This is a genomic window from Vibrio sp. YQ_11, from assembly GCF_043103065.1.
GTDB lineage: Bacteria > Pseudomonadota > Gammaproteobacteria > Enterobacterales > Vibrionaceae > Vibrio > Vibrio parahaemolyticus.
In genome coordinates this window covers 1-26144 of the sequence record NZ_JBICJM010000007.1, presented here as the reverse complement: position 1 = coordinate 26144, position 26144 = coordinate 1, and the positions used below count along the sequence as shown (strand labels likewise).

Below are 26144 nucleotides of genomic sequence, written 5' to 3'. Positions count from 1 at the left end.
ATGAATATAATCGATAACCCTTTTAACTTGCTAAAAGCATCAATTAGAGACAATAAATCCACTCTAGTGGATTTAGCTGAAGATTACTCTCTTATAAATAATGATGATTTGGGAAGCAAATATTTTAATGAACTTACATCTCCAAGAAGAAGGTTAAGGATAGAAGTATCTTGGTTACTAGGTGTTACTGACACAATTATTAAAGATCTAGTTAACAACATTTTTGATATTAATTTTATATTAAAGTCTACAAATCTAAACCCATTATCTAAAGCAAACTTACTAGCTTCTTCTATAGAAAAACAATCATCTATTGATAAAAAAATAGCTATTGAACTACTCCATGAGTTAAGTCAGACTTCTGAAATTATTTATGCAGATGAAACTCAAGTATTGATTAATCAAGAACGTAAACGTTCTAACTTTCTGATGGTCGAGTCTTTGGAAGATATAGAACAAGAATTGGAAGTTAGAAAAAAATATTATAAGGATTCACTAATAGGTTTACTAGACACTCTATCATCGAATGATATTGTTGAAGTGGTAACGGAAGCTACTTTGCTAGAAACAAATAATGGCAAAAAACACTGTAGTAATCTAATAAAAGAGATCGTTGGATACTATGAACTTAAAGCCCAACATTTTTTAAAAGAAGAAGAAAAGAATATAGATACTATATTATCTATCATAGATGACTCTTTAAAAAGTAGTACACCACAGGGTTCTATATCAGTTTATGTTGAAGAGCTTGTTAGAGTATTGAGAAACTGGGATCTTGTTGCACAGCCTATCCAAATATTATACATGAGCCAAGGTCTAAAACATGAAATGAGCAACAATCTTGCTTACAAAGTGCGCAACCTAAGCTTAAAATTGTTTAATGAATATGATTATGTAGAACTAACACAAAGGTTGACTCATGTCTTGCAAGAAATTTTTGAAGAAGACTTTGAGTTTAAGGAGAGATCTGAAAAAGATTTATCCGATATTGATGATATATTACATGATAGAGAGTTAGCAGAAGAGTCAAGTAAGAAATTTTCGGAAGAAATAACATACCAAGTTGATATTGGGTTTGCTTTTAAGAATAGGTTCTATATTAACCCTGAGATAATTGAATGGAAAGGTACTGTTATAAAAATCGCAGACATTCAATATATTAGGTGGGGGGCAATTTCAAGAAGCTCTAGTACTGAGTATCATATTTCATTTGGAAACAAGAGAAATATGGAAGAAATAACAATACGCAAGCAATCCACATTCTCGGATATTGTTGACCGTTTATGGAAGACAGCAGGAGTTAATCTACTATTTAGTTTCATGGCAGCTCTAAGAAACGATGAAAACATTTCTATAGGAGGTGTCGTTATTAATGATTATGGTATTCAATTAGAGAAATCAAATTTATTTTCTAAAAATGAACAAGAATTTTTAGGTTGGAATGATATTGAAATATACAGTAACAATGGCAATTTCATTATAAATAAAATTGGGGATAGAAAAATGAATTGCACTCTTTCCTATTTAAGTGTAAATAATGTTCACATTCTTGAATCGATGATTAGAATGAAGTTTAAAAAGCCTGGTGCAAGATTAAGTGATGCACTAATGTCAGATTGAGAAGACCAATATGAATAACAAGAAACCTATGGGCTTTAATGGTATATCTAGTCTTGTATCCAAACTAGATCTGACTGGGCCTGAAATAGCACAAGAACCTATAGACGAGACTGCGTTACACAATAATATTTCTAAAGAAGAAGCAAAACCAAAGTCTTCAACTAGAACAGAAAAAACTATTGAAGAAGAGTCAAATTCAAAATCTGGCTTCAGCCCTTGGGTATGGGTAGCTCTTTTAATAATCATTATTGTTGCAATCGTATCATCTCAAGAAAATCATAATAACAGCTCCTATTCTGAGAGCAAAAATAAGAACATAACACCTGAAAGAATAACAGTTCCTCGAACCGATAAAAACACAATCAATAATAATAACAAGCTCACATTCTCAATGCCTGAGCCTGGTTCAAATAGAGTTCTTAGCGTTTCAGAGTTAAGGTGGTGTTTACGAGAAGAAATAACATTAAATACCTATCAAACTGAATTAAATGTTAATCGCTCTAATGATAGGGTCATTGATAAGTATAATGAACTTGTTGAAAAGTATAATGCTCGATGTGGTAGTTATAAATACTATGAGGATCAATTAAATAGAGCCAAACGAGAAGTATTTTCACTGAAGAATGAAATTGAATATAATGCACTAAAAAATTTCAAATTATTAGATACAAGAACGAACAGCGTCAACTCAAATAAGTACGATGTGCTCGACGTGCAAAATGCCTTAAAAATACGTGGTTATGATGTGGGTACAGTAGACGGACTGATGGGTAATAGGACAAGAGATGCAATAATGCAATTTCAACGAGATCAGTTGTTAGAAGTCGATGGTAAAATATCACCGAAGCTCTTAAATCGCTTACAGATTCGCTAATTGACTATTGCGTTCATTGATGTCTTTTTTACTGTATGGCGATAAAGGACAATCGGGAGACTTGAAAGTGCTTAATTTTTAAAGATAATGTGATTAGGCTAAACATTATCAAACACTTAGCTTACGCGAAGATAGCGATTCCTTAAATTTACTACAAATATATCTTTGTATTCGGGTACATATAGATAAGATCTGTCGTTTGCCCCTCCCCTATGACGAAGATGAGGGGCAAAGGACACATTATTTGGACTTGGCAGGCAGGCCATCATCAAGTGTAGAAACTAACTTATTGAGATCAACGCCATCCATTTTCTGAAGGTTGTATTGCCATCTCGCAAATCTTTCAAGCAACATATCGTTTTGAGAATTAAGCCTTTTATTTTCTGAACTAAGCCTTTCATTCTCTTTTTCAAGTTTTTCTACTTGCTTGATTAATTCTGCAATCGCTACGTCATCATTCCCTAGATTAGAGATAAGATCACTTAATTTGTCAGTACTTTCGAACAACGACTTGGCATCTTCGATAGCTTCTGATTTTTTTTGCCTTAGCTGCTCTTTCTTCAAATCAAAAGCATGTTTAATTTCATCATACTTGGTGAGTGTGAAACGTGATGGCTGCTTTTTTAGGCCAAGTTCTAACTGTAGTTTTTCAGCTAAAAGCTCATAACTAAGTTTGCCAGTCCACCCATCGATGATAGCCAATATCGTTTCTTTGTTATCTGGAACAAAAGCCATTATGCCTCCCTCATATCAGATAGTGCTAAAGCCATAAGATCAAACCCTTGGATAGCGTTTTGTTCATTTATGTTCAGTGAGCGCTTCACAGGAGATGGTGATAGCTCATCAGGTATTCTAACGTGTGCGCCATCCGCTTTTTTTGGATCTTCAAGAAGAAAAATGAGTGTTTTGATCTTAGACAATCGAAAGCCCAGAGCTGTAACCCATCTATCCGATCCGAAAACCTGATCTTCTGCGGCGGCTTTTGCATGCCTCAATTGCTCTTCATATAGCGCTTCAAGAGTTTTTAACTCATCAAGAGAGTGAGGCATACCTTTAAGGCAAACATGTTCATTACAGACCTCACAGTCACCATTTTTAACACATGGACTTTCGGCATAGTTATGAACACAGAAGCCTAACCCCGTGAACTGAGCAACACCATCCCTATCAACCCCAAGAGCTTTCAGTGAGATGGGAAGCCCAAGGTCATGTAAAACCATTGGCGGTGGCGGCGCTTCGGCAGTGTAAGGTTCTAACAACTGGTTAGCTTGAGCAACAGTCATGACACCAGATCCAATCGTAACATGCCCAATACGCTGAGTTAGACGTGACTTTTGCTTTTCAGTTCGTCCGTCGTAAGCTTTGTTTTGCTTGATATCAGCTCGCCCTGACCATTTGGCGATAAGCCAATCAGCTTCACCTGCTAACTTTAATTTCGTGTTTAACCAGTGACGAAATTGGTGACTATTTAGCTTGAGAGGTGTCCCATCTTCATCTGTGATACCCAGCTCATCAAAAATTGATTCTAAGCCTCTGTCAGAGCCGATAGCATCACTCAGAGAACCATGCCCAAGATGAACCCATGAGAAGGGCTTAGCAGCGAATTCCTTGTGAAATTCATAATCCCTGACTAATGTGATGCAATCCCATACTTTCATATCGCCATAATTAGGGAAATCCAGCGTCTTATATTGTTCATCAATAATAGAACGGAGATCCCTGTAACTAGGAAATCGAATGACGATTCCTGCTGACTTACCTGTGCGCTTATTGACGACCTCATTGTTTGGGAGAATGGTGTATCCTTGACACAAATCCTTTTTCCAGTTGTTCACATTATTCAAGTCACTAATTAAACGATTTAACCATTTGACGTTGCTTCCATATGTAGTCCAAGTAATGTTGACTCCTCTTCCTGATTTACCTGTTTTAAATCCCATTGCTTTCGCGAACTGATTATATGTCAAAGGCTTGTCTTGGGAGCTTTCTGAGTCACTAGCCAACATGAACAGATCAGGATTGTCGTACGCAAATTTTGCAGCAGATCTGGCTGGAGCAGAAATCTCAACAAGTCTTTCAAAAGCTTGTTTAACAACGTCTTCTAGCAAAGCTGGCACCCACTTTCGCACGGGATCTCCCCCTTTGGCAGGATGCCACATCAAGTACCAACGACCTTTATCACTTCGCTGTAATGAATTGACAGTCAAACCATTCAATTCGGTATTTCGGCTGGGCTGGCACATCAACATAACGCAAAGACTACTAAAATACTTCTGGCGTGGTGTCTTCGCTTTATGAAAAGCGTCTGCTACTTGCAACATCTGATAATCTGACGGGCATTTATCTTCCATTTCCTTGCGACTTTTTTCGTCTAGTTTTATGCTCGCGTCAGATTGACGAGGAAACGGGTTAGACCAATCTTGTAGATCTAGTTTAAATCGTTTTTCTTTGATGAATTTCAATACCTTTTCGAACGAAAGGCCGATATTGCGTTTGCCGCCAGCGCCTAAATCACTGCTCCGTATCTTCTGCTCTACGCGATCAATCACATTATTGTTGATGTTCATTATATCAACTGAAGATTTATCATTGTGAGCAGCGTGCTCTTCTAATGCTTGATAGAGGAACACAAGTGATGAAGCCCAAGTAGTTGAATCTTTCTTGTTAAGCGATTGCTGGTAGCGAACATATGCTTTCGCAAAGTCAGAAAAAGGAGGCAGGAAAGGTGTATATTTTGAATGATTCTGACTTGCCCCAAAAACAATCGTCAGCTTTTTTCCTTTTTCCGTCTTCCACGACCACTTATCACATTCCCAGCCATTCTGAATAATGCCTTCAGGGGTTTTGAACTGAATGTCTTCAAACAGACTCAGGTCATTTTTTGCAAAAGCGATAAAATCATCATAATTTTTTTGAAAATCAATTTGATGCTTAGGAGTAAACAGCAAAACATTAGACATTTAACGCTCCTTCATTTTCTAACTCTTGCTTTCTTGCGTTGCACTTTTGAATGACCGCCTTAATAGCATTGATACTGCGGTTATGTCCTTGCAAAACAAACTCACTGGCTCCCATTTCACGCTTTCGATCTCGTTTCAAAACGACGCTTTTCAGCATTTTTTCATGAGGAGCATTTAACCAAGGTTGAAATTTGTTACATGTGTAGCAATGTACAGAGCCATTAGCGCAAAAGCCGAATGTTCCACAGTTTCCTAAAGGGTTGCCTTCGTCATTGTTAATTCTACTTCGAGGATCGTTAGCTCGAATTGCGTCTTTTTCACTGTCTATTAACGTGCCAGAAAAAGCTTGAGCTAATGGGGTAAGATCGGTAGCTAGCGCCTCATCAATTCTATCCGCCATCTCTTCATTAAACTCGGTATACACGGTGACATGTTGAGTATCTTCATGCCCTAACTCCTCAGCTATCGTATGCTCGCTGGCTCCAAGCATAGACATGTTCGTCGCATGAGTGTAACGAAATCGACGTGGATTAATATGCAAATCTCCATAATCGCCATCCACTTTAATTCGGGTTGTTTTTAATGGACAAAGCCGAGCTAACCTTCTTACTATTTCTGCAACTGATGGGTTTGCCCCATTAGTTCGTAAGCACAATAAATCAGGCGTTTTCTGTTGGATTTCTTCAAATTCACTAAAGTCTGCGAGATTCGATATCTGTCGCTCATTAATAAAAATGGGGATCTGCTTTTTCTGCTGACTAGTGAGGCTGACGTTGAAATGCTCTTCAACCATTTTTATTGATTGTTTTGCCTGTGCAGTCAGCACCAATATCAGGTCTTCACTCACATCTTTTTTTATTTGGTAAGACCCTCTAAACGTTTCATTACGTTTTTTGGCGTTGGGGATTCGTAAATCAAAGTGTTCAATGCCAGCCTCTGTTCTGATGAGTAGATCCCCATAATACAGATGGGTTAATTGAAGAGACCGAGCACCTGTGTACTGCAATGCCATGATGAACGCATAGTCATATAATGAAATGAGCTGCTCTGTAAATGCATCTACGTACCACGTAATGAATGCGGATTGCTCTTCCAGTGTATAAGCACCACTGTATGGGCAGCCTAGTGCAACCGCTTTCCCTTTTTTATTTCCTGAAATTTTGAGCACTGAGAGCAAGCCAACAACTTTCTTATCAACACCGTAGATTTCCTTGTCATGCCAATCAAGCAAAAAAGCACGGATGTATCCTAGCTTGTATTCAGTCTCTTTGGTCAAACTACTTTGAAAATTAATGATATGCTGTTCTGCTATTTTATCAGTTACACCCGTTTCAAATAGCAATCGAGTGAAAGAAAAAATATTGCGTGTATAGTTAGATGAAAATTCAGCAGCGTAGTCCGCCAAAGCAAGTCTGAAACACTCAGAAAACTTAGGAGTAAGACTTAATGGTTCTAAAAGAGCCAAATTCAAACGCACATTGGCATCCAACTGCCAATTATCAGAATAAACGTCAAACTCATAGTTAGCTTTACTTAGTCGCTTGTCTGACTTTGACTTTATATCTCTATAAGCACTGTTTTTTTTCGTATTAATAGCCATAAACACCTACTTCAGCCTTATGTTTTAAATTTTCATGCATCTTTCTCCGCATCTTATTGGCTTGTTCTATGACTGTTCGTTTCAAGTAAGGTCTGCCAGAGTTTAGGTCGGAATGTCCATTCTTCTCAGCTCTAATCTCTAGCTCACGCGCTTCGGTGATTTTATTTGCATCTGCATATAGTTTGGCTGCTTGGGGCTTCCCTTCGGCTTCCAATCGCTTCACTTCTTCTTCAACCGCTTTTTTTTCTTGGTCAATACTTTTGGATAGCATATGGTTGAAATAATGCCTAAAGCTGTGTGGCGTGATCCCCCAAAAACGTTCAAAATTAACCTTGCGGATACGATTAAAAATATCGTTTATCGTTTGTTTTACCAGCGGTTGACCTGATTCATAGCTTCCACTTTTAGCTTTGTGAGAGACAAATATAAATGGATGTTTTTTGGCCGCCTTTGTCTGAAAACGATGTTTTCTAACGTAGGTATTTAGTAAATCTCTCAGTTCTTTCGAGATTGGGACGGCTCTACCAAGCGTCTTCGCTGTAGGCTCATCTAAACGAGGATCTTCTTTACTATTATGTCTGCGTACAACTGATAAGGTGGGGTTGTCAGAGTCAGTACCGATGTCACCAATTCTTAGAGCTGCTAGTTCACTGCGTCTAAATCCCGTTTCATACAAGATTTGAACGATGAGGTAATTTCGAAACCGAATGACAGAGTTACTAAAGGGATTGTGTTCAGAGTTGGGTTTAGCCACGGCAACAAAATCTTCAAATACATCATCTGGTATCCCTGATTTATCTAAAGCCATTTGTTTGCTTTTTAAACGATCCTTTGGCATATCGCTTTTTAGCTGCGTCTTCATTAAATCAAGCGCATCAGATAACTGCGAAGCAGACGGTTTCTTCTTAACTCGCTCTTTACCACAAAAGTGGAGATATTCAGTAATGTGAGCCATGCGAGATATATACTGAGACTTTGTGACGGTGGGCTTATCTTTTGATTTAGAAAGATGAAATTTTCCCATATCGGTAACATTTGTTTTAATCTGATTTTTGAAGACGCTAGCTCGATAGCTACAATGCTCTTTCAGAGCATTGATATCATCAAGGGTTGGAATGGCCCCATTGTAAATTTCTTCAAGCAGATCTCTGCCATTTATACTTTCCCAAAGTTTTAAGTGTTTGATGGACTTTAGATACTGTTGAATTGAAGATGTTGTTAAATTCTTCCTGAGTTTATTAGTGACAAAGTGCGTTACCCAAAAATCAGGCATGCCGTCATCGTCTAGTAAAAAGACATAACGCTCACCGCTCATAAACTTCTTTATCTCAATCTTCATACCCAACCCAAAAAATCAACATAAAAACTTGTAAGTTAATAATATACTCACTCAACCTAAAAAATAAACACTTTTTTTCAGACAATAAAAGAAAAGGCCGCTATTAGCGGCCTTTAGTGTATTTTTCAACATTTTTTATTTTGTCTTTCGTTAAAACGGAATATCGTCATCAAAATCCATTGGTGGCTCGTTGTATTGCTGTTGTGGTTGCTGCGGAGCCTGTTGCTGCTGTTGAGGTGCATTGTATTGCTGCTGAGCCGGTTGTTGAGGTTGACCCCAACCGCCTTGCTGCTGTTGTTGACCGCCCATTGCAGGAGCGCCACCTTGAGCACGGCCACCAAGCATTTGCATTACACCATTGAAACCTTGAACCACAACTTCTGTTGAGTAGCGATCTTGGCCACTTTGGTCTTGCCATTTACGAGTTTGAAGTTGGCCTTCAACGTACACTTGTGAACCTTTACGCAGGTACTCACCAGCAACTTCTGCCAACTTACCGAACAACACAACACGGTGCCATTCTGTTTTTTCGCGCTGTTCGCCAGTCGCTTTGTCACGCCATGACTCAGAAGTAGCAATCGTGATGTTTGCTACCGCACCGCCATTAGGCATGTAACGAATTTCAGGGTCGTTACCTAGATTCCCCACCAAAATAACTTTGTTAATTCCACGGCTGGCCATGATGTGCTCCGTTTCACTCTGGATCTGTATATTAATTTTAGCGCAATAGAATACACGCTTTGATGTTTTGGTTAAAGCCCAATGCCATTGTGTTCGATCACGCCCTACGCTAGAACCAAAATCTCAGTTCAACTTTCATATGTAGCATTTTTGATTCGCGTTGCAGACTTCATTCGTGAACCTTTGAATCTCAACGCATTTATTCACCAAAGCTATAGCTCTCCCCATACTTTAATGCCAACTTACGGCCTCTACTGAACCTTGGGAGATTTGAACACGTGAGAAAGTCGGCTTACGCAAGAAAGCTATTTCTGATTAGTATGGAAGACGATGCTGCGCAGAAAGTCGCATCATTAGAAAAGTACATCGATATGAGCATTCCTGTAATCTCAACCGATGCCCTAATGGAAGCGAAACCCGAACATCGAAATAAAATTCTACTCATTGACTTCAGTGAACATAAATCACTCGTTCAATCGATTAAAAACCTGCCATTGGTTTGGAAGAACTTTGAGACGGTCGTGTTCAACGTTCCAAAACGCCTCACTACGGATGAACTGCTCGCCTTCGGTCAATTAAAAGGCTTGTTTTACAGCGAAGATTCTTTAGAACAAGTAGGCGAAGGACTGAAAGGCATTGTCAACGGGCAAAACTGGCTACCACGCAACGTAACCAGCCAACTGCTGCACTACTATCGAAATGTGATAAATACTCACACCGCGCCAGCAACCGTCGATCTCACCATTCGCGAACTGCAAGTGCTGCGTTGTCTGCAAGCTGGAGCATCGAATAGCCAGATGGCAGAAGAACTGTTTGTTAGCGAATTTACGATCAAGTCGCACCTGTATCAGATCTTTAAAAAGCTCTCAGTGAAAAACCGAGTCCAAGCCATTGCTTGGGCCGATCAAAACTTGATGTCTTAACCTTACATTCATGTATTAAGACGACTAATAGAACCAGAGATTACGAGCCCAGCGAGTCGAATAGTGAACACAACGAGAGAGTAAGTTTCCTGTTTATTGTTAGACATAGCTCCTCAACAGCGGCACGGCCTGACTGATCATGCTTTTTTCCGCACTGCGTCTCACATTTTTTCCTACTTTATTCATGATTCATGCGCGACTCTCGTGTTAAAGTGTTGCGCAGATTCTTGATAATGACGAGAAAGGATATTCCCCCAATGATTAAAAAATGTCTGTTCCCTGCTGCAGGCTACGGCACACGCTTTCTTCCGGCGACAAAATCAATGCCAAAAGAAATGATGCCAGTAGTGAACAAACCGTTGATTGAATACGGCGTTGAAGAGGCAATTCAAGCTGGTATGAACGGTATGTGTATTGTGACAGGCCGTGGCAAACACTCAATCATGGATCACTTTGATAAGAACTACGAGCTTGAGCACCAAATTAGTGGTACCAACAAAGAAGAGTTACTTGTCGATATTCGTGAGATCATTGAATCAGCGAACTTTACCTACATTCGCCAACGTGAAATGAAAGGTCTAGGTCACGCGATTCTAACGGGTCGTGAACTGATTGGTGATGAACCTTTCGCTGTAGTACTTGCCGATGACTTGTGTGTGAACGAGGAAGAAGGCGTTCTTGCTCAAATGGTTGCGCTGTTTAAGCAATTCCGCTGTTCTATCGTGGCAGTACAAGAAGTACCTGCTGATGAGACGCACAAATACGGCGTGATTTCTGGTGAAATGATCAAAGATGACATCTACCGCGTAGATGACATGGTAGAAAAACCAGAACCAGGCACAGCGCCAAGCAATCTTGCGATCATTGGTCGTTACATCCTTACCCCTGATATTTTTGAACTGATCGAAAACACAGAGCCAGGTAAAGGTGGTGAAATCCAAATTACGGATGCGCTGCTGAAACAAGCAAAAGCAGGTTGTGTTCTCGCATATAAATTCAAAGGTAAGCGCTTTGATTGCGGTAGCGTAGAAGGCTACATTGAAGCAACAAACTACTGTTTCGAAAACTTGTACCTAAAAGATGAAAAGAAGTCTGAATTAGGTAAGCACGCGACAAAGAAAGAAGTGTAAACCTTTCATCAGCCTAGACTCTAAAGCCCGGTTTTATACCGGGCTTTTTGTTTACTGTTTTTTTGTCCAGTGTTACTTTGCACATTTCTCACACTATGTAATACTTGCCCAACTTGGTTATACATAGAGCAAAAATGATGGATAAAATAGAAGTTCGCGGTGCCCGAACCCATAACCTCAAAGACATCAATCTGACTATTCCTCGCGATAAACTGACAGTAATTACTGGGTTAAGTGGCTCCGGTAAGTCCTCTCTCGCATTCGATACCTTATATGCAGAAGGCCAACGACGTTATGTCGAATCACTGTCTGCTTATGCTCGTCAGTTTTTGTCTCTTATGGAAAAACCAGATGTCGATCACATCGAAGGTTTATCACCGGCGATTTCTATTGAACAAAAATCGACATCGCATAACCCTCGCTCAACCGTCGGTACCATCACCGAAGTTTACGACTACTTACGTCTGCTTTACGCTCGTGTTGGTGAACCACGCTGTCCTACTCACCACGCCCCATTAGCCGCACAAACTGTCAGCCAGATGGTGGATAAAGTATTGGAACTGCCAGAAGGCAGTAAAATGATGCTGCTTGCTCCAATCGTAAAAGAGCGCAAAGGTGAGCATGTAAAAACACTAGAAAACCTTGCCGCACAAGGTTTTATTCGAGCGCGTATTGACGGCGAAACTTGCGATCTTTCAGATCCACCAACACTTGAGCTACACAAAAAACACACCATTGAAGTCGTGGTCGACCGATTCAAAGTTCGCCCAGATCTGCAACAACGTTTAGCAGAGTCATTTGAGACGACGCTAGAGCTTTCTGGTGGTATTGCGGTGATTGCTCCGATGGATGGCGATGGGGAAGAAATCATCTTTTCCGCGAACTTCGCTTGTCCGCAATGTGGCTACAGCATGCAAGAGCTGGAACCGAGATTGTTCTCATTTAACAACCCAGCAGGCGCGTGTGGAACTTGTGATGGCTTGGGTGTACAACAGTATTTTGATCCAAGCCGAGTGATTCAAGATGACTCACTCAGTTTGGCACAAGGTGCTATTCGTGGTTGGGATCAAAAGAATTACTATTACTTCCAAATGCTGACTTCATTGGCGGATCATTATGGATTTGATTTGCATGCTCCGTTCAACTCTCTGCCAAAGAAAACGCAAGACGTTATTCTCAAAGGCTCAGGCCGCACCGAGATCGAGTTTAAGTACATCAATGATCGCGGCGACATTCGTGTAAAGCGCCACCCATTCGAAGGGATTTTAAATACGCTTGAACGTCGTTACCGCGATACCGAGTCCAACTCGGTTCGAGAAGAGTTAGCTAAATACATCTCGACAAAATCATGCTCAAGCTGTGGCGGTACTCGTCTACGCCTTGAAGCACGTAATGTATTTATTGCCGATACTACCTTACCTGAGATCGTTGAGCTCAGTATTGCAGATGCCCTTACCTTCTTCCAAACACTCAAGCTAGAAGGTCAACGTGCACAAATCGCAGAAAAGGTCATGAAGGAGATCAATGATCGTCTACAGTTCCTTGTAAATGTGGGCTTGAACTACCTTAATTTATCCCGGAGTGCAGAGACGCTATCCGGTGGCGAAGCACAACGCATTCGCTTAGCGAGCCAAATTGGTGCAGGTCTTGTTGGTGTCATGTACGTCTTAGATGAACCGTCGATTGGCCTCCACCAGCGTGATAACGAACGACTTCTAAAAACACTGACTCATTTGCGCGATTTAGGTAATACCGTACTCGTGGTCGAACACGATGAAGATGCCATTCGCTGTGCCGATCACGTGATTGATATTGGCCCGGGAGCGGGGGTACACGGCGGTAATGTGGTTGCCGAAGGAACCATGGACGAGATCATCGCCAACCCGAACTCTCTCACAGGTCAATATCTAAGTGGCGCAAAAGAGATAGCAGTCCCTAAAGAGCGTACCCCTCGCGATCCAAAGAAAACCGTCGAGCTACTAGGTGCAACAGGTAACAACCTGAAGAACGTCGACTTGTCTATTCCTGTCGGATTGTTTAGCTGTATTACTGGCGTGTCTGGCTCCGGTAAATCAACCTTGATCAACGATACGTTCTTCAAAATTGCACACACCCAACTCAATGGCGCTACTACTGCACACCCATCGCCTTATAAGTCGATTAAAGGTCTAGAACATTTCGATAAGGTTATCGACATCGATCAAAGCCCAATTGGCCGAACACCGCGCTCGAACCCAGCGACGTACACGGGAATCTTTACCCCTATTCGCGAGCTGTTTGCTGGTACGCAAGAATCACGTTCACGTGGTTACAAACCTGGCCGCTTTAGTTTTAACGTTCGTGGTGGTCGCTGTGAAGCTTGTCAGGGGGATGGTGTTATCAAAGTCGAGATGCACTTCTTACCAGACGTGTACGTGCCTTGTGATGTGTGTAAAGGTAAGCGCTATAACCGCGAAACACTGGAAGTACGCTACAAAGGCAAAACCATCGATGAAGTACTGGAAATGACCGTCGAGGATGCTCGCACCTTCTTCGATCCTGTTCCTGCGATTGCCCGCAAGCTGCAAACTCTAATGGACGTTGGTCTGTCTTACATTCGTTTAGGTCAAGCGGCAACCACATTATCAGGCGGCGAAGCGCAGCGAGTGAAATTGGCAAGAGAGCTATCCAAGCGTGATACGGGTAAAACCTTGTACATTCTAGATGAGCCAACAACTGGTCTGCACTTCCATGATATTCAGCAGTTATTGACCGTACTTCATCGCCTGCGCGATCACGGGAATACCGTTGTGGTTATCGAGCATAACTTGGACGTCATCAAAACAGCAGACTGGATCATCGACTTAGGACCAGAAGGCGGACAAGGCGGCGGAGAGATCATTGCCCAGGGAACACCAGAAGATGTGTCTCAGATCGAAGGTTCGCACACAGCTCGATTCCTTAAGCCTATGTTGAAATAGAAAAAACGGGTAAAGTACAAAGACCAGCCAACGCTGGTCTTTTTTCATTCAAAACAACGCAATATATATGGCTACTATACATGTAAGTGGAACCAAACTTTCTCCTGAAAAAGTACAAGTTCCTCTCAATCGCAAGTTTCTCATCGCTTTGGCCGTTCTGTTTTTACTGGCCATGCACTTTTTTATGCCCAATCCAGGTGGATCAGGGTTAGCCCTATCCTTCAACGCAACAACGTGGATTGCATTTAGCTTTACGTTAGGTATCGGTTGCTATCAGCTCGCGAGTAACCGCATTTTACGCTATTCAAAGCTAACCATCGGGTTACTGATCAGCGCGATCATCATGACGTTGCCAGTATTCTACCCCAATGCGGACAGCACTCTGGCAGCGAACAAACTTATCGGCCTGTGGAGTGGTTTCCTGTTTTTTGTTGTCTTACAGCAATTTCATTTCAGTAATAAGCATCGCCAACGGTTACTTTGGTTCATCGTACTGGCTGTCGTGATTGAAGCTCTATTTGGTCTGACGCAATATCTTTTTCTAAAATCAGGGAATCCTTTCGGCTACGACACGATTGCTAACCGTCCGTACGGGATCTTTCAGCAACCAAATGTGATGGCAAGCTTTCTCGCTACTGGATTAGTCATTGCCAGTTATCTTCTAGCTCGCCAACCCTATAAGTATTCACGTAAGCTAAGCGACGTTTACCTTTTGTATGCCGTACCTGTTGTTACCTTGCCGTTGATTGTCGCGTTAGCTTCGCGCACAGGATGGCTAGCGACCATCATCGGTTTGTTGTTAGTGATTCCGTATATGTATCGCTTTGCAACCAAAGGCCGCTTTATTCGCTGGATCGCGGCTTTGGTTACGGGCTTGGTGCTCTCGTTCGTTGTAATGAGCATTGCATTCCCGGATGGAAGTGGACTGGCGGCAGAGAAAGTGAATATGGAGTCGCCTCGAGCGTACACTTTCCCTCAAACCTTGGATATGGTGATCGAGAAACCGTTCACTGGCTACGGTTACGGTAAGTTTGAATCTGAGTACATGCTGTACACCGCGCGCCAGCATGCGCTGAATGAGAACTATCCTGCAGGCTTGCCATCGATGGATCATCCTCACAATGAAATGTTGTACTGGGGCGTAGAAGGTGGGCTTCTGCCTGTATTAGGCATAATCCTCGCAATGGGATTGGTTTTACATAGGATTTATCAAGCCAAACGTGGCACACGCCTAGCGTTGCTCGCGTTATTCATTCCTATCGTACTTCACTCTCAGTTGGAATATCCGTTTTATCACTCTCTCGTGCACTGGCTGATTTTCATCATTTTGCTGTATTGGGTCGACCAGCGTGTCTCGCGCTATCGCCAAGTTGGGTTTAGCAAAGTGACCAAAAGTCTGCTACGTGTTTTTAGCTTGGTGATTCCGGCCGTGTTTACCTTCTATATGGTGAGCGCACTACACACGAACTACATTCTGACGAAGTTCGAAACTACGCGACCAACTAATCCTGATATTTTGAATCAGGTAAGTAACCCGGTCGTATGGAAAGACAGATTTGACTGGGACGTTTACAGTACCTTTTTGAATATTGGTCTGTACAAGCAAGATCCAAGTTTGATTCAACCTTATATTGATTGGTCATTGCAGATCATTAAAGATAAGCCACGCCCTGCGTTCTACAATAACTTAATCTTGGCTTATCAAGGACTGGATGACAGCAGTAAAGCAGAACAAATTCGTGCTGAGGCTCAATTCTTATTTCCGAACATCGACTTTAGCCAAGTAAATTATCAACCACCCTCACAAGCCCAATCGGCAACACCTAGCATGTCTGATGCGGAATAGACAAACAAAAAAGCGAAGGACTTCCTTCGCTTTTTTGCTTTCAGCCCAATGATTTTAGGCCCTGTTGGTTATGAGTAATAGAGTTCCAAGCTCTTGAGACGCTCTAATGCGCAACTCTTACTCAGTTAAAGACTCTTCCAGAGCCTTCAAGCACAGCGCGACATTTTCCGCGCGAGCACCGTATCCCATCAATCCAATACGCCATGCTTTGCCAGCTAACGCACCTAGCCCTGCACCAATTTCAAGGTTGTAAGTTTCAAGTAGATGCGCGCGAACTTTCGCTTCATCGATCCCTTCCGGCACATAAATCGCGTTCAATTGAGGTAAACGGTAAGATTCTTCCACTACAAATTCAAAACCCAGTTTCTGAAGACCATCTTTCAACTTCTCATGCATCAATTGATGGCGAGCCCACGCGTTCTCAAGCCCCTCGTTCTGCAACACAAGCAGCGCTTCATGCAATGCATATAGGCTATTCACTGGAGCTGTGTGATGGTAGCTACGCTTACCTTCCCCACTCCAGTACCCCAACACTAAGCTTTGATCGAGGAACCAACTTTGAACTGGCGTAGTGCGCGATTGAATTTTTTCGATAGCAGCCGGAGACAGCGTCACCGGAGACAAGCCAGGCACACACGACAAACACTTTTGACTGCCCGAGTACACAGCATCAAGCTGCCATTCATCAACTTTTAACGGTACGCCGCCTAACGATGTAACGGCGTCCACAATCGACAACACATTATATTGCTTGGCTAACTTACCTAGAGTTTGTGCATCACTGACAGCACCTGTTGATGTCTCAGCATGCACAAAAGCCAGAATTTTTGTATCAGGATGTTGCTGTAGTGCTTGTTCAACTTTATCTACTGAAACAGGCACACCCCATTCATCATCGACTAGCACCACTTCACCACCAGCACGAATCACGTTTTCACGCATGCGCTCACCAAAGACACCGTTTCGACAAACGATGACTTTGTCACCTTTCTCGATCAAGTTAACGAAACAAGTCTCCATCCCAGCACTGCCTGGAGCAGAAACCGCAATAGTGAACTCATTTTCGGTTTGAAAAGCGTATTTCAACAGCTGTTTAAGCTCATCCATCATCGCGATAAACAGAGGGTCTAGATGACCAACCGTTGGACGGCTAAGGGCTTGCAATACCTGCGGATAAACATCGGAAGGACCAGGGCCCATTAAAATTCGGTGAGGGGGAATAAAGCTTTGGATCGGCATGTCAGCTCCTTGATTGCAGTCATTTAGCCTGAAAGAAGTCATTTTTAGAATTATTTGCCATCAAAACATCGTCACTCTTATGCTTTGCAAGAAAACTCACTTGAATTATTTAACAAGTAGTTCACCAGAAAACAGGAGCAATTTTTATTTCGATTAGCAATACATTCAGGCATCAAAGGTTTCACACTAATGTATTTTGTTGCACACGGCAATTAGCCCTAAGTATAGAGGTCAAACCACTGTCACAATTTCGTTAATAAAAACCATCATTCTGGTTGAAATATTGATTGACATTGTGACGTCAAAACCGTTCAATGTTTGAGCTTTATGTAGAAGAGGAGCACTGCCCAGGCAGGTGATTTGTGGAACCGCAATTCCAATACCAATCATTCAGGGGGAGTAGTGCCGAGGTAAGTCAAAATTGCAGGGTTTGGCTTGTCGGTTGACTTGGGTTGAGTCCCATCAACTGTCATCAGCACCGTCTGATGAAGAGCTTCTGAGGGTACATTTTCAAATGACAATCTAACTACCTCTCTTTTTGCTCTGTTCCTTTCCTCACAAAACATTGGATGTGTATATTTTTTAGGAAGTCGTGGGAGAAACGCAGTGAGCGCATTTAACGTAGCTAAATTCGGTGGGACCAGTGTTGCCAATTTTGAGGCAATGAGTCGTTGTGCCACCATCATCGAAAACAATCCAAATACTCGCCTTGTTGTTAGCAGCGCTTGCTCTGGGGTAACCAACATCTTGGTAGAACTGGCCAATGGCGTTCAAGATCAGGAACACCGTGCTGAGTTACTAAAAAACCTAGCTGAGATCCATGATTCCATTTTGGCTCAATTGGAAGATGCGACAGAAGCCTCTTCAGAGGTGTACGGAATTTTAGATACCGTGACCAGCCTTGCAGAAGCTGCCTCAATTCAAGCAAACACCAAACTGACCGACCACCTTGTGGCATGTGGTGAGTTAATGTCGACACACATTTTGGCGCAGCTCATGCGAGAGCGTGGTATCAATGCAGTGCGATTTGATATTCGTGAAGTGCTAAGAACCGACGACAACTTTGGTCGCGCAGAACCGAATGTCGAAGCCATTGCTCAACTAGCGCAAGAGAAGCTTATCCCTTTATGTCTTGATTCTGTCGTCATCACACAGGGCTTCATTGGCTCTGACGAAGAAGGCAATACAACAACGTTAGGCCGCGGTGGTAGCGACTACAGTGCAGCCTTGATTGCTGAAGGTGTGAAAGCATCTGGACTTGAAATTTGGACAGATGTTCCTGGTATTTACACGACCGATCCTCGCATTGCACCAAAAGCGTCACCAATCCCAGAGATCAGTTTTAGTGAAGCCTCTGAAATGGCTAACTTTGGCGCGAAAATATTACACCCATCAACACTGGTCCCTGCTCTACGCCATGATATCCCGGTTTTTGTTGGCTCATCCAAAGAACCAGAAAAAGGCGGCACGTGGATTCGTCATCAAGTCGAAAGCTCACCACTGTTCCGCGCCCTCGCTCTGCGTTGTAATCAAACGATGGTCACTCTACGTAGTGCGAACATGTTCCATGCGTACGGCTTCTTAGCAAAAGTATTTGAGATTTTAGCCAAGCACAAAATTTCGGTAGACCTTATCACCACATCAGAAATCAGTGTGTCACTCACGCTAGATCAAACTGATACCTCAGGCGGCGCACCACAACTTCCTCAAGCAGCACGTGAAGAGTTGGAAGAGTTGTGTAAGGTCGAAGTAGAACATGACCTTTGTTTGGTAGCCTTGATTGGTAACAAGATGAGTGAACGTAAAGGCTATGCGAAGCAAGTGTTTGGTACGCTAGAAGATTTGAACTTACGCATGATCTGTTATGGAGCAAGCCCTCATAACCTGTGCTTCCTTGTGAATGAGTCGGTGGCGAAGCAAGCCATTCAGAAGCTGCATACAGAGCTCTTCGAACAATAATATTGGTTTGTTCCTCAAGTGCCCACTACCGTGGTTCAAAAAGCATAACGTGGTTTTTGAGGGAACAACGACAAATTAAAGGGCTGCACATTGGCAGCCCTTTTTATTGCTTGTTCACTTGATTTAGCCGTTAATGTTTGGCCCCAACCATTTTTCAGCTTCGATCCTATCCCAACCTTTACGATCAGCATAACTCTCTAACTGATCGTCTTGGATCTGAGCGATCGCAAAATAGCGAGAGTCTGGATGTGAGAAGTACCAACCGGACACTGATGCCCCCGGATACATTGCATAGCTCGTTGTTAGTGACATACCGATGTTCTCTTCAACATTCAGTAACTCCCAAAGCGGGCCTTTCTCTGTATGCTCAGGACAAGCTGGGTAACCCGGTGCAGGACGGATCCCTTGGTACTTTTCACGGATGAGCCCATCATTCGATAGATTTTCATCTGCTGCATAGCCCCAAATTTCTTTCCTGACACGCTCATGCAAGTATTCAGCAAAAGCTTCGGCTAAACGATCCGCCACCGCTTGAATCATGATTGCGTTGTAGTCATCGCCTTTCGCTTTGTACTCATCGGCCAACTCACGCTCACCGATACCGCCAGTTACTGCAAACGCTCCAACCCAATCCTGTTTGCCAGATTCTTTTGGCGCGATGTAATCCGACAAGCAGTAGTTAAAGCCTTTAGGCTTTTCTGTTTGCTGACGAAGATTGCGCAATACTTTAGCAACCTCGGTACGCGACTCATCGGTGTACACTTCAATATCATCACCCACACTTGCCGCTGGGAATAGGCCACATATCCCGCGAGCCTTAAGCAATCCTTCACGCTCAACTCGATCAAGCAGCTCATTGGCATCATGGAATAGACGCTGAGCCTCCTCACCCACTTCTTCATGTTTGAAGATTGTCGGGTATTTTCCTACCAGCGACCACGTCATGAAAAACGGCGTCCAGTCGATATACTTGCGTAAGGTTGCGACATCAAAATCATCGAAAATATGAAGGCCTGGTTTTGCAGGAACTGGTGGCGTGTATGCATCCCAATCTATCGCGACTTTGTTTGCACGCGCTTGTTCTAAAGTGACAGGCTTAGTACGCGGCTTCTTACGATTGTGTTGGTCACGAACACGCTCATAATCCGCATCCAGTTTTTCTATAAAGGCAGGTCGACGTTCATCGGAGAGTAATGACGAACAAACCCCTACTGCGCGCGACGCATTGTTTACGTAAACCACCGGATTTTTGTAGTTCTGCTCAATCTTCACGGCAGTGTGAGCTTTGGATGTGGTAGCTCCGCCAATCAGAAGCGGAAGATCAAAATTGAGACGTTCCATCTCTTTAGCAACATGAACCATTTCATCCAGAGATGGGGTAATCAACCCAGACAAACCGATAATATCAACGTTCTCTTCTAGCGCGACTTTTAAGATCTTTTCACACGGTACCATCACGCCAAGATCGATGATCTCGTAGTTATTACACTGCAGTACAACGCCTACAATGTTTTTGCCGATGTCGTGCACGTCACCCTTCACTGTCGCCAACAAAATTTTTCCGTTACTGCTACCAGATTGTTTTTCGGCGTTAATAAAAGGCTCTAAATGCGCGACAGCTTGCTTCATCACACGTGCAGATTTCACTACTTGAGGTAAGAACATCTTACCCTCACCAAATAGGTCACCCACCACGTTCATGCCATCCATCAAAGGGCCTTCAATCACTTCAAGTGGCTTTGCCGCATTTACACGTGCTTCTTCAGTGTCTGCGACAATGAACTCTGTGATCCCTTTAACTAACGCATGCTCTAAACGTTTTGCGACAGGCCAAGTTCGCCACTCAAGCGCAGAGGCATCTTCTTCTTTGCCAACACCTTTATCTGCGTACTCAGCTGCGATATCTAACAATCTTTCTGTAGCGTCATCTCGACGGTTAAGCACAACGTCTTCTACTGCTTCTCGTAATTTTTCCGGTACGTTGTCATAAATTTCGAGCTGCCCCGCGTTCACAATGCCCATGTCCATACCGTTTTTAAAACAGTGATAAAGGAATACGGCATGGATTGCTTCACGAACGTAGTTATTACCGCGGAAAGAGAAAGACACGTTCGACACGCCTCCGGAGATCATCGCGTGTGGCAAATCGCGCTTGATGTCCGCTACAGCTTCAATGAAATCAACAGCATAGTTGTTGTGCTCATCGATACCCGTTGCGACGGCAAAAATGTTCGGGTCAAAAATAATGTCTTCTGGCGGGAAGCCAACTTCATCTACCAAAATACGATAAGCATTTGTACAAATTTCTAGCTTGCGCGCGCGTGTTTCTGCCTGACCAACCTCATCGAATGCCATGACGATCACAGCTGCGCCATAACGACGGATCAGTTTAGCTTGCTCAACAAATTTCTCTTTGCCTTCCTTCAAAGAGATAGAGTTCACAATGCCTTTACCTTGAATGCATTTCAGACCCGCTTCGATCACTTCCCATTTGGAAGAGTCGACCATGATTGGCACTTTGGAGATTTCTGGTTCTGAGGCACATAGGTTTAGAAAACGCACCATACAAGCCTGTGCGTCTAACATCCCCTCATCCATGTTGATGTCGATGATTTGGGCACCATTTTCAACTTGCTGACGCGCGACTTCTAATGCTTCGTCATACTGTTCTTCTTTGATCAAACGTTTAAAGCGAGCAGAACCTGTGACGTTAGTTCGCTCACCGACATTGATGAATAAAGTCTCTTTCTCAATCGTTAATGGCTCTAATCCGGAGAGACGACAAGCAACAGGCAAATCTGGCAAAGCGCGAGGTGTAACACCTTCAACGGCCTGCGCCATTTGGCGAATATGCTCCGGCGTTGTACCACAACAGCCACCAATCAGATTTAAAAAACCGCTGCTAGCCCACTCTTTTACATGCTCTGCCATATCTTCTGGAGAAAGGTCATATTCTCCAAAAGCATTCGGCAAACCTGCGTTAGGGTGTGCGGAAACAAATGATTCAGAAATACGAGAAAGCTCTTCCACGTATGGGCGCAGTTCATCTGGCCCCAATGCACAGTTAAGACCGAAAGATAACGGCCTTACATGACGTAGAGAGTTGTAAAATGCTTCCGTGGTTTGCCCTGATAACGTTCGGCCCGAAGCGTCCGTAATCGTACCGGAAATCATGACAGGCAGTGCGAAGCCAAGCTCTTCAAATACAGAATCAACAGCAAAGGCACATGCTTTAGCATTCAATGTATCGAAAATAGTTTCGATCAAAATAAGATCAGCGCCACCTCTGATTAATGCTCGAGTTGACTCGGAATACGCTTCAACCAGCTCATCGAAAGAAACATTGCGGTAGCCGGGATCATTCACATCAGGGGAGATAGAGCACGTTCGGTTGGTTGGACCAAGTACACCTGCAACGTAACGAGGTTTGTCAGGCGTTTTCGCCGTCCACTCATCGGCAACTTCACGAGCCAGTTTTGCCGCGGCGAAGTTAATCTCTTCACTCAGGCTTTCCATCTCATAGTCAGCCATCGCAATGGTGGTCGCGTTAAAGGTATTGGTTTCTAGAATATCAGCGCCGGCTTCAAGGTAAGCGCTATGGATTTCCTTAATTAGTTGAGGCTGGCTTAGCACCAACAAGTCGTTGTTGCCTTTTAGATCACAGTGCCAATTGGCAAAGCGCTCTCCTCGGTAATCTTGCTCTTCAAGTTTGTACCCTTGGATCATGGTGCCCATACCACCATCAATCAATAAGATACGTTTCTTCAATTGAGCTTCAATCTGTTGTCTTACTTTGCTTCCCACAGTACAGCCTCATTCCTTTAGTTATGATTCCATCCTATCACACAAACTTCAGGAGTCTAGACGTCTAAATGGAGATTTAATGATTATTTTATCTCCTTCTAACTTGCAAAATAAACCCGAAAAAATGTTTGCTATTTAGACAGCATCAGCCGAGAATTCCATTCATAAAATGTTACAAATAGAGAGCTCTATGTCGGTCTATCATACTTTATGTTTTCTATCCGCAGCTGCAATGCTAATTGCTTTTGTAAACAGCAAGATAGGAAAGATGCAAACCACTATAGCCATTACGGCTGGTTCAATGGTTCTTTCTCTACTTATTTTGATCGCCGGTCAAAACAACTGGTTTCACCTTACGGAGATTGCAACCGAGACGGTAACAAGAATCAACTTTGAAGACTTTTTGTTGAAAGGCATCCTTGGATTTTTGCTTTTTGCTGGCGGCTTGGGCATCAAGCTACCCAACTTAAAAGATCAAAAGTGGGAAATCACGGTATTGGCTCTTGGAGCAACCCTGTTCTCAACCTTCTTCATCGGCTTTGTTCTTTATGGCCTTTGTATGCTGATCGGCATACAGTTTGATTTGGTTTACTGCTTGCTGTTTGGCGCATTAATCTCGCCTACCGACCCGATTGCCGTTCTAGCTATCGTTAAAAAGTTAGATGCACCTAAACGTATCTCGACACAGATCGAAGGGGAGTCACTATTCAATGATGGCTTCGGCTTGGTTATTTTCGTCACGCTTTTCACCATTGCATTTGGCTCAGAAGCACCAACAGTCGGTAGCGTCACTCTACTCTTCATCCAAGAAGCGATTGGCGGGATCGTCTATGGCTTTCTATTGGGCTTAGTATTCCACTACCTAATCAGTGCTACTGACGATCACTCAATGGAGCTACTACTTACCATCGGTGTTCCTACAGCAGGTTACGCATTTGCTGAGTACATTCATGTTTCAGGCCCACTTGCGATGGTGGTGTCGGGAATTATGATCGGTAACTGGACGCGCTTTATTGGCTTCTCTAAAGAGAGTGAAGACCACCTAGACCACTTCTGGGAGTTAGTAGATGAGTTCCTAAACGGCGTGCTATTCCTATTAATTGGTATGTCGATGCTGCTATTTAAGTTCCATGAAGAAGACTGGATCATGATGGCAATTGCAGTCCCTCTGGTGCTAGCCTCTCGCTATCTCAGCGTCTTTATCTCATACATAGGCTTTAAACGTTACAGAAAATACAACCCATGGTCAGTAAAAATTTTGACTTGGGGTGGCCTACGTGGCGGCCTAGCGCTAGCAATGGCACTTTCAATTCCATCAGGAATTTGGGTGGTTCAAGACAAGCTGATCGATGTAAAAGAGATCATCCTTGTAATGACCTATTCGGTTGTGGTGTTCTCTATCCTGATTCAAGGTTCAACCATTACACCAATGATTGAAAAGGCGAAAGCTGAAGAAAAAAAGATGGAAGATGAAAAGCTAGCTCAAAGCTCTTTAGCAGAACAAAGAGAACAAACTGAAGCCTAATTCCATTCTCCCCATATTTAAAAAGCAGCCTTAGGGCTGCTTTTTTATGCTCTAAAATTCGAAGACTTCACCAACAATATTATCTAGAAACCTCCCCGTTCTACTCTCCTCAGAGCGAAGCCCAAGCCTAATAACAATCTAAGTAAAAATATGATCCAATTGAGGCGATTCAGATAAAAATGAGCCTGCTGGCCCTTGCTCATCTCAAATGATGTATATTCACGCACACAAATCGTCAAGTTTCTCAAGGTAAGTCGAACTAGTATCAATAAATGGGTTCAAACCTTTCTTGAAGAAGGGCTAGAAGAACGGTAAGAAAAGCCAATAATACACAAGGCGGACGACTGACTGGTTCCGATATCCACGCTTTTATCATGAAAGAATTTGGCGAGTACTACCGCCCTGACTCTATCTATTACCTACTCGACCACATGGGATTTTCATGGATAACTTCCCGCTCAAAACACCCCAAACAACCTCAACAAGCACAAGACGATTTTAAAAAATTCAAAATCGAAACGATCAGGACAGTGTGTTGATGTCTGGTTTCAGGACGAAGCCAGGTTTGGGCAACAAAACACGACAACACGCTTATGGACTGAAAAAGCAGCTCGCCCAAGAGCCGTGAAGCAACAACAATTCGTGTATGCTTATCTGTTCGGTTCAGTCGTCGCAGCAGAGGAATTGGTGAGGCTATCATTGTCCTTGGGTTCATAAAGACATCATGATAGAGCACTTAAAACAAATATTGGCAGTCACGGAGGAGGGATGTCGCGCCGTCGTTGTTATGGATGGTGGAGGATGACGTACAGAAGAAATTGCCAATGACTTTAAAATGTCAGTGTCATCAAACTTTCACCCTATTCTCCAGAGCTAAACCCTATCGAACAAGTATGGCGTTGCTTGAGGCAACGCTATTTAGCCAACCAATCTTTTACTGATTACCACGACATCATCTCCAAGTCTGCGATGCATAGAATCGAATCGGTTTTGGATTGCTCCAAAAGAATCACCAAAATGCATTCGTAAAAATGGATAGACCTAACCAGTTAATTTTCAAGATTGGTATAATAACGGTATGGAGAAATATCTTCAGCTCAGAGCTACAGATGTAAACTACCACCTTCTAAAGAAGGTGGCTTTGTGTGAGCCCCCTAAAAGGGGGCCTAGACCAGAACCTCGATGTGGCACCGCAGTCTCTCTTCACTCTCCAACACTAAATTTATGGCATCACTTATAGAGTGCAACTAAACAAAACTATTGAGTTCGTTGAAGATGTGTACTGAAGTGCTTTGACTTACTTCTGGTGAGTACGATACAAAAGTAAGAAATTTGGGAATTAGGCAAAGCCGCAACGAATGATAACCACCTACTGAAGTAGGTGGTTTAGGGCTGAAAACAAAAAAGCCCCAGTCTTTCGACTGAGGCTTTAAATATGGCAGGGGTGGAGAGATTCGAACTCCCAACACGCGGATTTGGAATCCGCTGCTCTGCCAATTGGAGCTACACCCCTGTTGTAACTACAGTTTATCACATTGTAGATTCAAAAAAACCTCGCAAAGGCGAGGTTTTCGAAATAAGTGGCGGAGCGGACGGGACTCGAACCCGCGACCCCCGGCGTGACAGGCCGGTATTCTAACCAACTGAACTACCGCTCCGCACTGGTTAGACCTAAGTCTAAATT

The 26144-nt window shown here is 42.9% G+C and carries 18 protein-coding genes, 2 tRNA genes and 1 riboswitch; of the genes, 11 read left to right on the top strand and 9 right to left on the bottom strand.

Annotation, left to right across the window (positions count from 1 at the left end):
* Both ACF8EG_RS05120 and ACF8EG_RS05115 read left to right on the top strand, forming a co-directional pair.
* Entirely contained in the window at nucleotides 1-1620 is a 1620-nt protein-coding gene (locus tag ACF8EG_RS05120; RefSeq protein ID WP_242534314.1) for a hypothetical protein, read from the top strand.
* A gap of 10 nt (nucleotides 1621-1630) precedes the next feature.
* The gene (locus ACF8EG_RS05115; RefSeq protein ID WP_206926099.1) at nucleotides 1631-2494 is read left to right on the top strand and encodes a peptidoglycan-binding protein; all 864 of its coding nucleotides are present in this window, start codon (nucleotides 1631-1633) and stop codon (nucleotides 2492-2494) included.
* Between the two features lie 240 nt (nucleotides 2495-2734).
* Here the strand turns inward: ACF8EG_RS05115 and ACF8EG_RS05110 are convergent, their stop codons facing one another.
* The 5 genes from ACF8EG_RS05110 to ACF8EG_RS05090 all read right to left on the bottom strand — a co-directional run bounded on the left by ACF8EG_RS05110 (nucleotide 2735) and on the right by ACF8EG_RS05090 (nucleotide 9074).
* On the bottom strand, nucleotides 2735-3229 hold the full coding sequence (locus ACF8EG_RS05110) for a hypothetical protein (protein WP_206926100.1): 495 nt from the start codon (nucleotides 3227-3229) through the stop codon (nucleotides 2735-2737).
* Nucleotides 3229-5454 carry a hypothetical protein gene (locus ACF8EG_RS05105; RefSeq protein ID WP_206926101.1) on the bottom strand — a complete coding sequence of 742 codons (2226 nt, stop codon included), beginning with the start codon at nucleotides 5452-5454 and terminating at the stop codon, nucleotides 3229-3231. The genes ACF8EG_RS05110 and ACF8EG_RS05105 overlap by 1 nt, the downstream gene beginning before the upstream one ends.
* Nucleotides 5447-7054: a site-specific integrase gene (locus ACF8EG_RS05100; protein ID WP_206926102.1), complete on the bottom strand. Its 1608-nt coding sequence runs from the start codon at nucleotides 7052-7054 to the stop codon at nucleotides 5447-5449. Before ACF8EG_RS05100 ends, ACF8EG_RS05105 begins: the two co-directional genes overlap by 8 nt.
* Entirely contained in the window at nucleotides 7044-8393 is a 1350-nt protein-coding gene (locus tag ACF8EG_RS05095; protein WP_206926103.1) for a site-specific integrase, read from the bottom strand. Before ACF8EG_RS05095 ends, ACF8EG_RS05100 begins: the two co-directional genes overlap by 11 nt.
* Nucleotides 8394-8543: 150 nt before the next feature.
* Nucleotides 8544-9074: a single-stranded DNA-binding protein gene (locus ACF8EG_RS05090; protein ID WP_005466625.1), complete on the bottom strand. Its 531-nt coding sequence runs from the start codon at nucleotides 9072-9074 to the stop codon at nucleotides 8544-8546.
* A gap of 278 nt (nucleotides 9075-9352) precedes the next feature.
* Between ACF8EG_RS05090 and ACF8EG_RS05085 the strand changes: the two genes are divergently transcribed.
* From ACF8EG_RS05085 to ACF8EG_RS05070, 4 genes are all read left to right on the top strand, one after another.
* Entirely contained in the window at nucleotides 9353-9997 is a 645-nt protein-coding gene (locus ACF8EG_RS05085; RefSeq protein WP_005480993.1) for a LuxR C-terminal-related transcriptional regulator, read from the top strand.
* 257 nt (nucleotides 9998-10254) lie between these two features.
* A complete protein-coding gene (gene galU, locus ACF8EG_RS05080) occupies nucleotides 10255-11127 on the top strand; it encodes a UTP--glucose-1-phosphate uridylyltransferase GalU (protein ID WP_069507430.1) in 873 nt (290 codons plus the stop codon).
* Nucleotides 11128-11264: 137 nt separating this feature from the next.
* Nucleotides 11265-14087, top strand: coding sequence for an excinuclease ABC subunit UvrA (gene uvrA / locus ACF8EG_RS05075; protein ID WP_025547407.1), 2823 nt, complete (start codon nucleotides 11265-11267; stop codon nucleotides 14085-14087).
* 67 nt (nucleotides 14088-14154) lie between these two features.
* Nucleotides 14155-15933 carry a PglL family O-oligosaccharyltransferase gene (locus tag ACF8EG_RS05070; protein ID WP_069507431.1) on the top strand — a complete coding sequence of 593 codons (1779 nt, stop codon included), beginning with the start codon at nucleotides 14155-14157 and terminating at the stop codon, nucleotides 15931-15933.
* Nucleotides 15934-16050: 117 nt separating this feature from the next.
* Here ACF8EG_RS05070 and ACF8EG_RS05065 read toward each other — a convergent pair whose 3' ends face one another.
* Entirely contained in the window at nucleotides 16051-17172 is a 1122-nt protein-coding gene (locus tag ACF8EG_RS05065; RefSeq protein ID WP_029837284.1) for an alanine--glyoxylate aminotransferase family protein, read from the bottom strand.
* A gap of 325 nt (nucleotides 17173-17497) precedes the next feature.
* Nucleotides 17498-17676: riboswitch (Lysine riboswitch) on the top strand.
* 102 nt (nucleotides 17677-17778) lie between these two features.
* Between ACF8EG_RS05065 and lysC the strand changes: the two genes are divergently transcribed.
* Nucleotides 17779-19131, top strand: coding sequence for a lysine-sensitive aspartokinase 3 (gene lysC / locus ACF8EG_RS05060; protein ID WP_005480997.1), 1353 nt, complete (start codon nucleotides 17779-17781; stop codon nucleotides 19129-19131).
* 123 nt (nucleotides 19132-19254) lie between these two features.
* Here lysC and metH read toward each other — a convergent pair whose 3' ends face one another.
* Entirely contained in the window at nucleotides 19255-22935 is a 3681-nt protein-coding gene (metH, locus tag ACF8EG_RS05055) for a methionine synthase (protein WP_069507432.1), read from the bottom strand.
* A gap of 190 nt (nucleotides 22936-23125) precedes the next feature.
* Here metH and ACF8EG_RS05050 point away from each other — a divergent pair, with 190 nt between their 5' ends.
* From ACF8EG_RS05050 to ACF8EG_RS05035, 4 genes are all read left to right on the top strand, one after another.
* Nucleotides 23126-24460, top strand: a complete 1335-nt coding sequence (locus ACF8EG_RS05050) for a sodium:proton antiporter (RefSeq protein ID WP_011106084.1) — start codon at nucleotides 23126-23128, stop codon at nucleotides 24458-24460.
* A 195-nt stretch (nucleotides 24461-24655) separates the two neighbouring features.
* Nucleotides 24656-24775, top strand: coding sequence for a helix-turn-helix domain-containing protein (locus ACF8EG_RS05045; protein WP_079400693.1), 120 nt, complete (start codon nucleotides 24656-24658; stop codon nucleotides 24773-24775).
* A 29-nt stretch (nucleotides 24776-24804) separates the two neighbouring features.
* Nucleotides 24805-24999 (top strand): winged helix-turn-helix domain-containing protein, encoded by a 195-nt coding sequence (locus tag ACF8EG_RS05040; RefSeq protein ID WP_223848341.1) that lies wholly within the window; start codon nucleotides 24805-24807, stop codon nucleotides 24997-24999.
* Nucleotides 25000-25306: 307 nt separating this feature from the next.
* Complete coding sequence (locus ACF8EG_RS05035) at nucleotides 25307-25489, top strand: transposase (protein ID WP_079400692.1); 183 nt, start codon at nucleotides 25307-25309, stop codon at nucleotides 25487-25489.
* 407 nt (nucleotides 25490-25896) lie between these two features.
* On the opposite strand, the gene ACF8EG_RS05030 is transcribed toward ACF8EG_RS05035, so the two are convergent.
* A tRNA-Trp gene (locus ACF8EG_RS05030) sits at nucleotides 25897-25973 on the bottom strand.
* Nucleotides 25974-26041: 68 nt separating this feature from the next.
* Nucleotides 26042-26118 (bottom strand) — tRNA-Asp (locus ACF8EG_RS05025).
* Nucleotides 26119-26144: the final 26 nt, after the last annotated feature.

Coding starts and splice junctions, on each gene's coding strand:
- ACF8EG_RS05105 (WP_206926101.1), bottom strand. CDS start 5,454: ATGTCTAATGTTTTGCTGTTTACTCCTAAGCATCAAATTGATTTTCAA.
- ACF8EG_RS05065 (WP_029837284.1), bottom strand. CDS start 17,172: ATGCCGATCCAAAGCTTTATTCCCCCTCACCGAATTTTAATGGGCCCT.
- galU (WP_069507430.1), top strand. CDS start 10,255: ATGATTAAAAAATGTCTGTTCCCTGCTGCAGGCTACGGCACACGCTTT.
- ACF8EG_RS05090 (WP_005466625.1), bottom strand. CDS start 9,074: ATGGCCAGCCGTGGAATTAACAAAGTTATTTTGGTGGGGAATCTAGGT.
- ACF8EG_RS05115 (WP_206926099.1), top strand. CDS start 1,631: ATGAATAACAAGAAACCTATGGGCTTTAATGGTATATCTAGTCTTGTA.
- ACF8EG_RS05070 (WP_069507431.1), top strand. CDS start 14,155: ATGGCTACTATACATGTAAGTGGAACCAAACTTTCTCCTGAAAAAGTA.
- ACF8EG_RS05050 (WP_011106084.1), top strand. CDS start 23,126: ATGTCGGTCTATCATACTTTATGTTTTCTATCCGCAGCTGCAATGCTA.
- ACF8EG_RS05100 (WP_206926102.1), bottom strand. CDS start 7,054: ATGGCTATTAATACGAAAAAAAACAGTGCTTATAGAGATATAAAGTCA.
- uvrA (WP_025547407.1), top strand. CDS start 11,265: ATGGATAAAATAGAAGTTCGCGGTGCCCGAACCCATAACCTCAAAGAC.
- ACF8EG_RS05095 (WP_206926103.1), bottom strand. CDS start 8,393: ATGAAGATTGAGATAAAGAAGTTTATGAGCGGTGAGCGTTATGTCTTT.
- ACF8EG_RS05110 (WP_206926100.1), bottom strand. CDS start 3,229: ATGGCTTTTGTTCCAGATAACAAAGAAACGATATTGGCTATCATCGAT.
- ACF8EG_RS05120 (WP_242534314.1), top strand. CDS start 1: ATGAATATAATCGATAACCCTTTTAACTTGCTAAAAGCATCAATTAGA.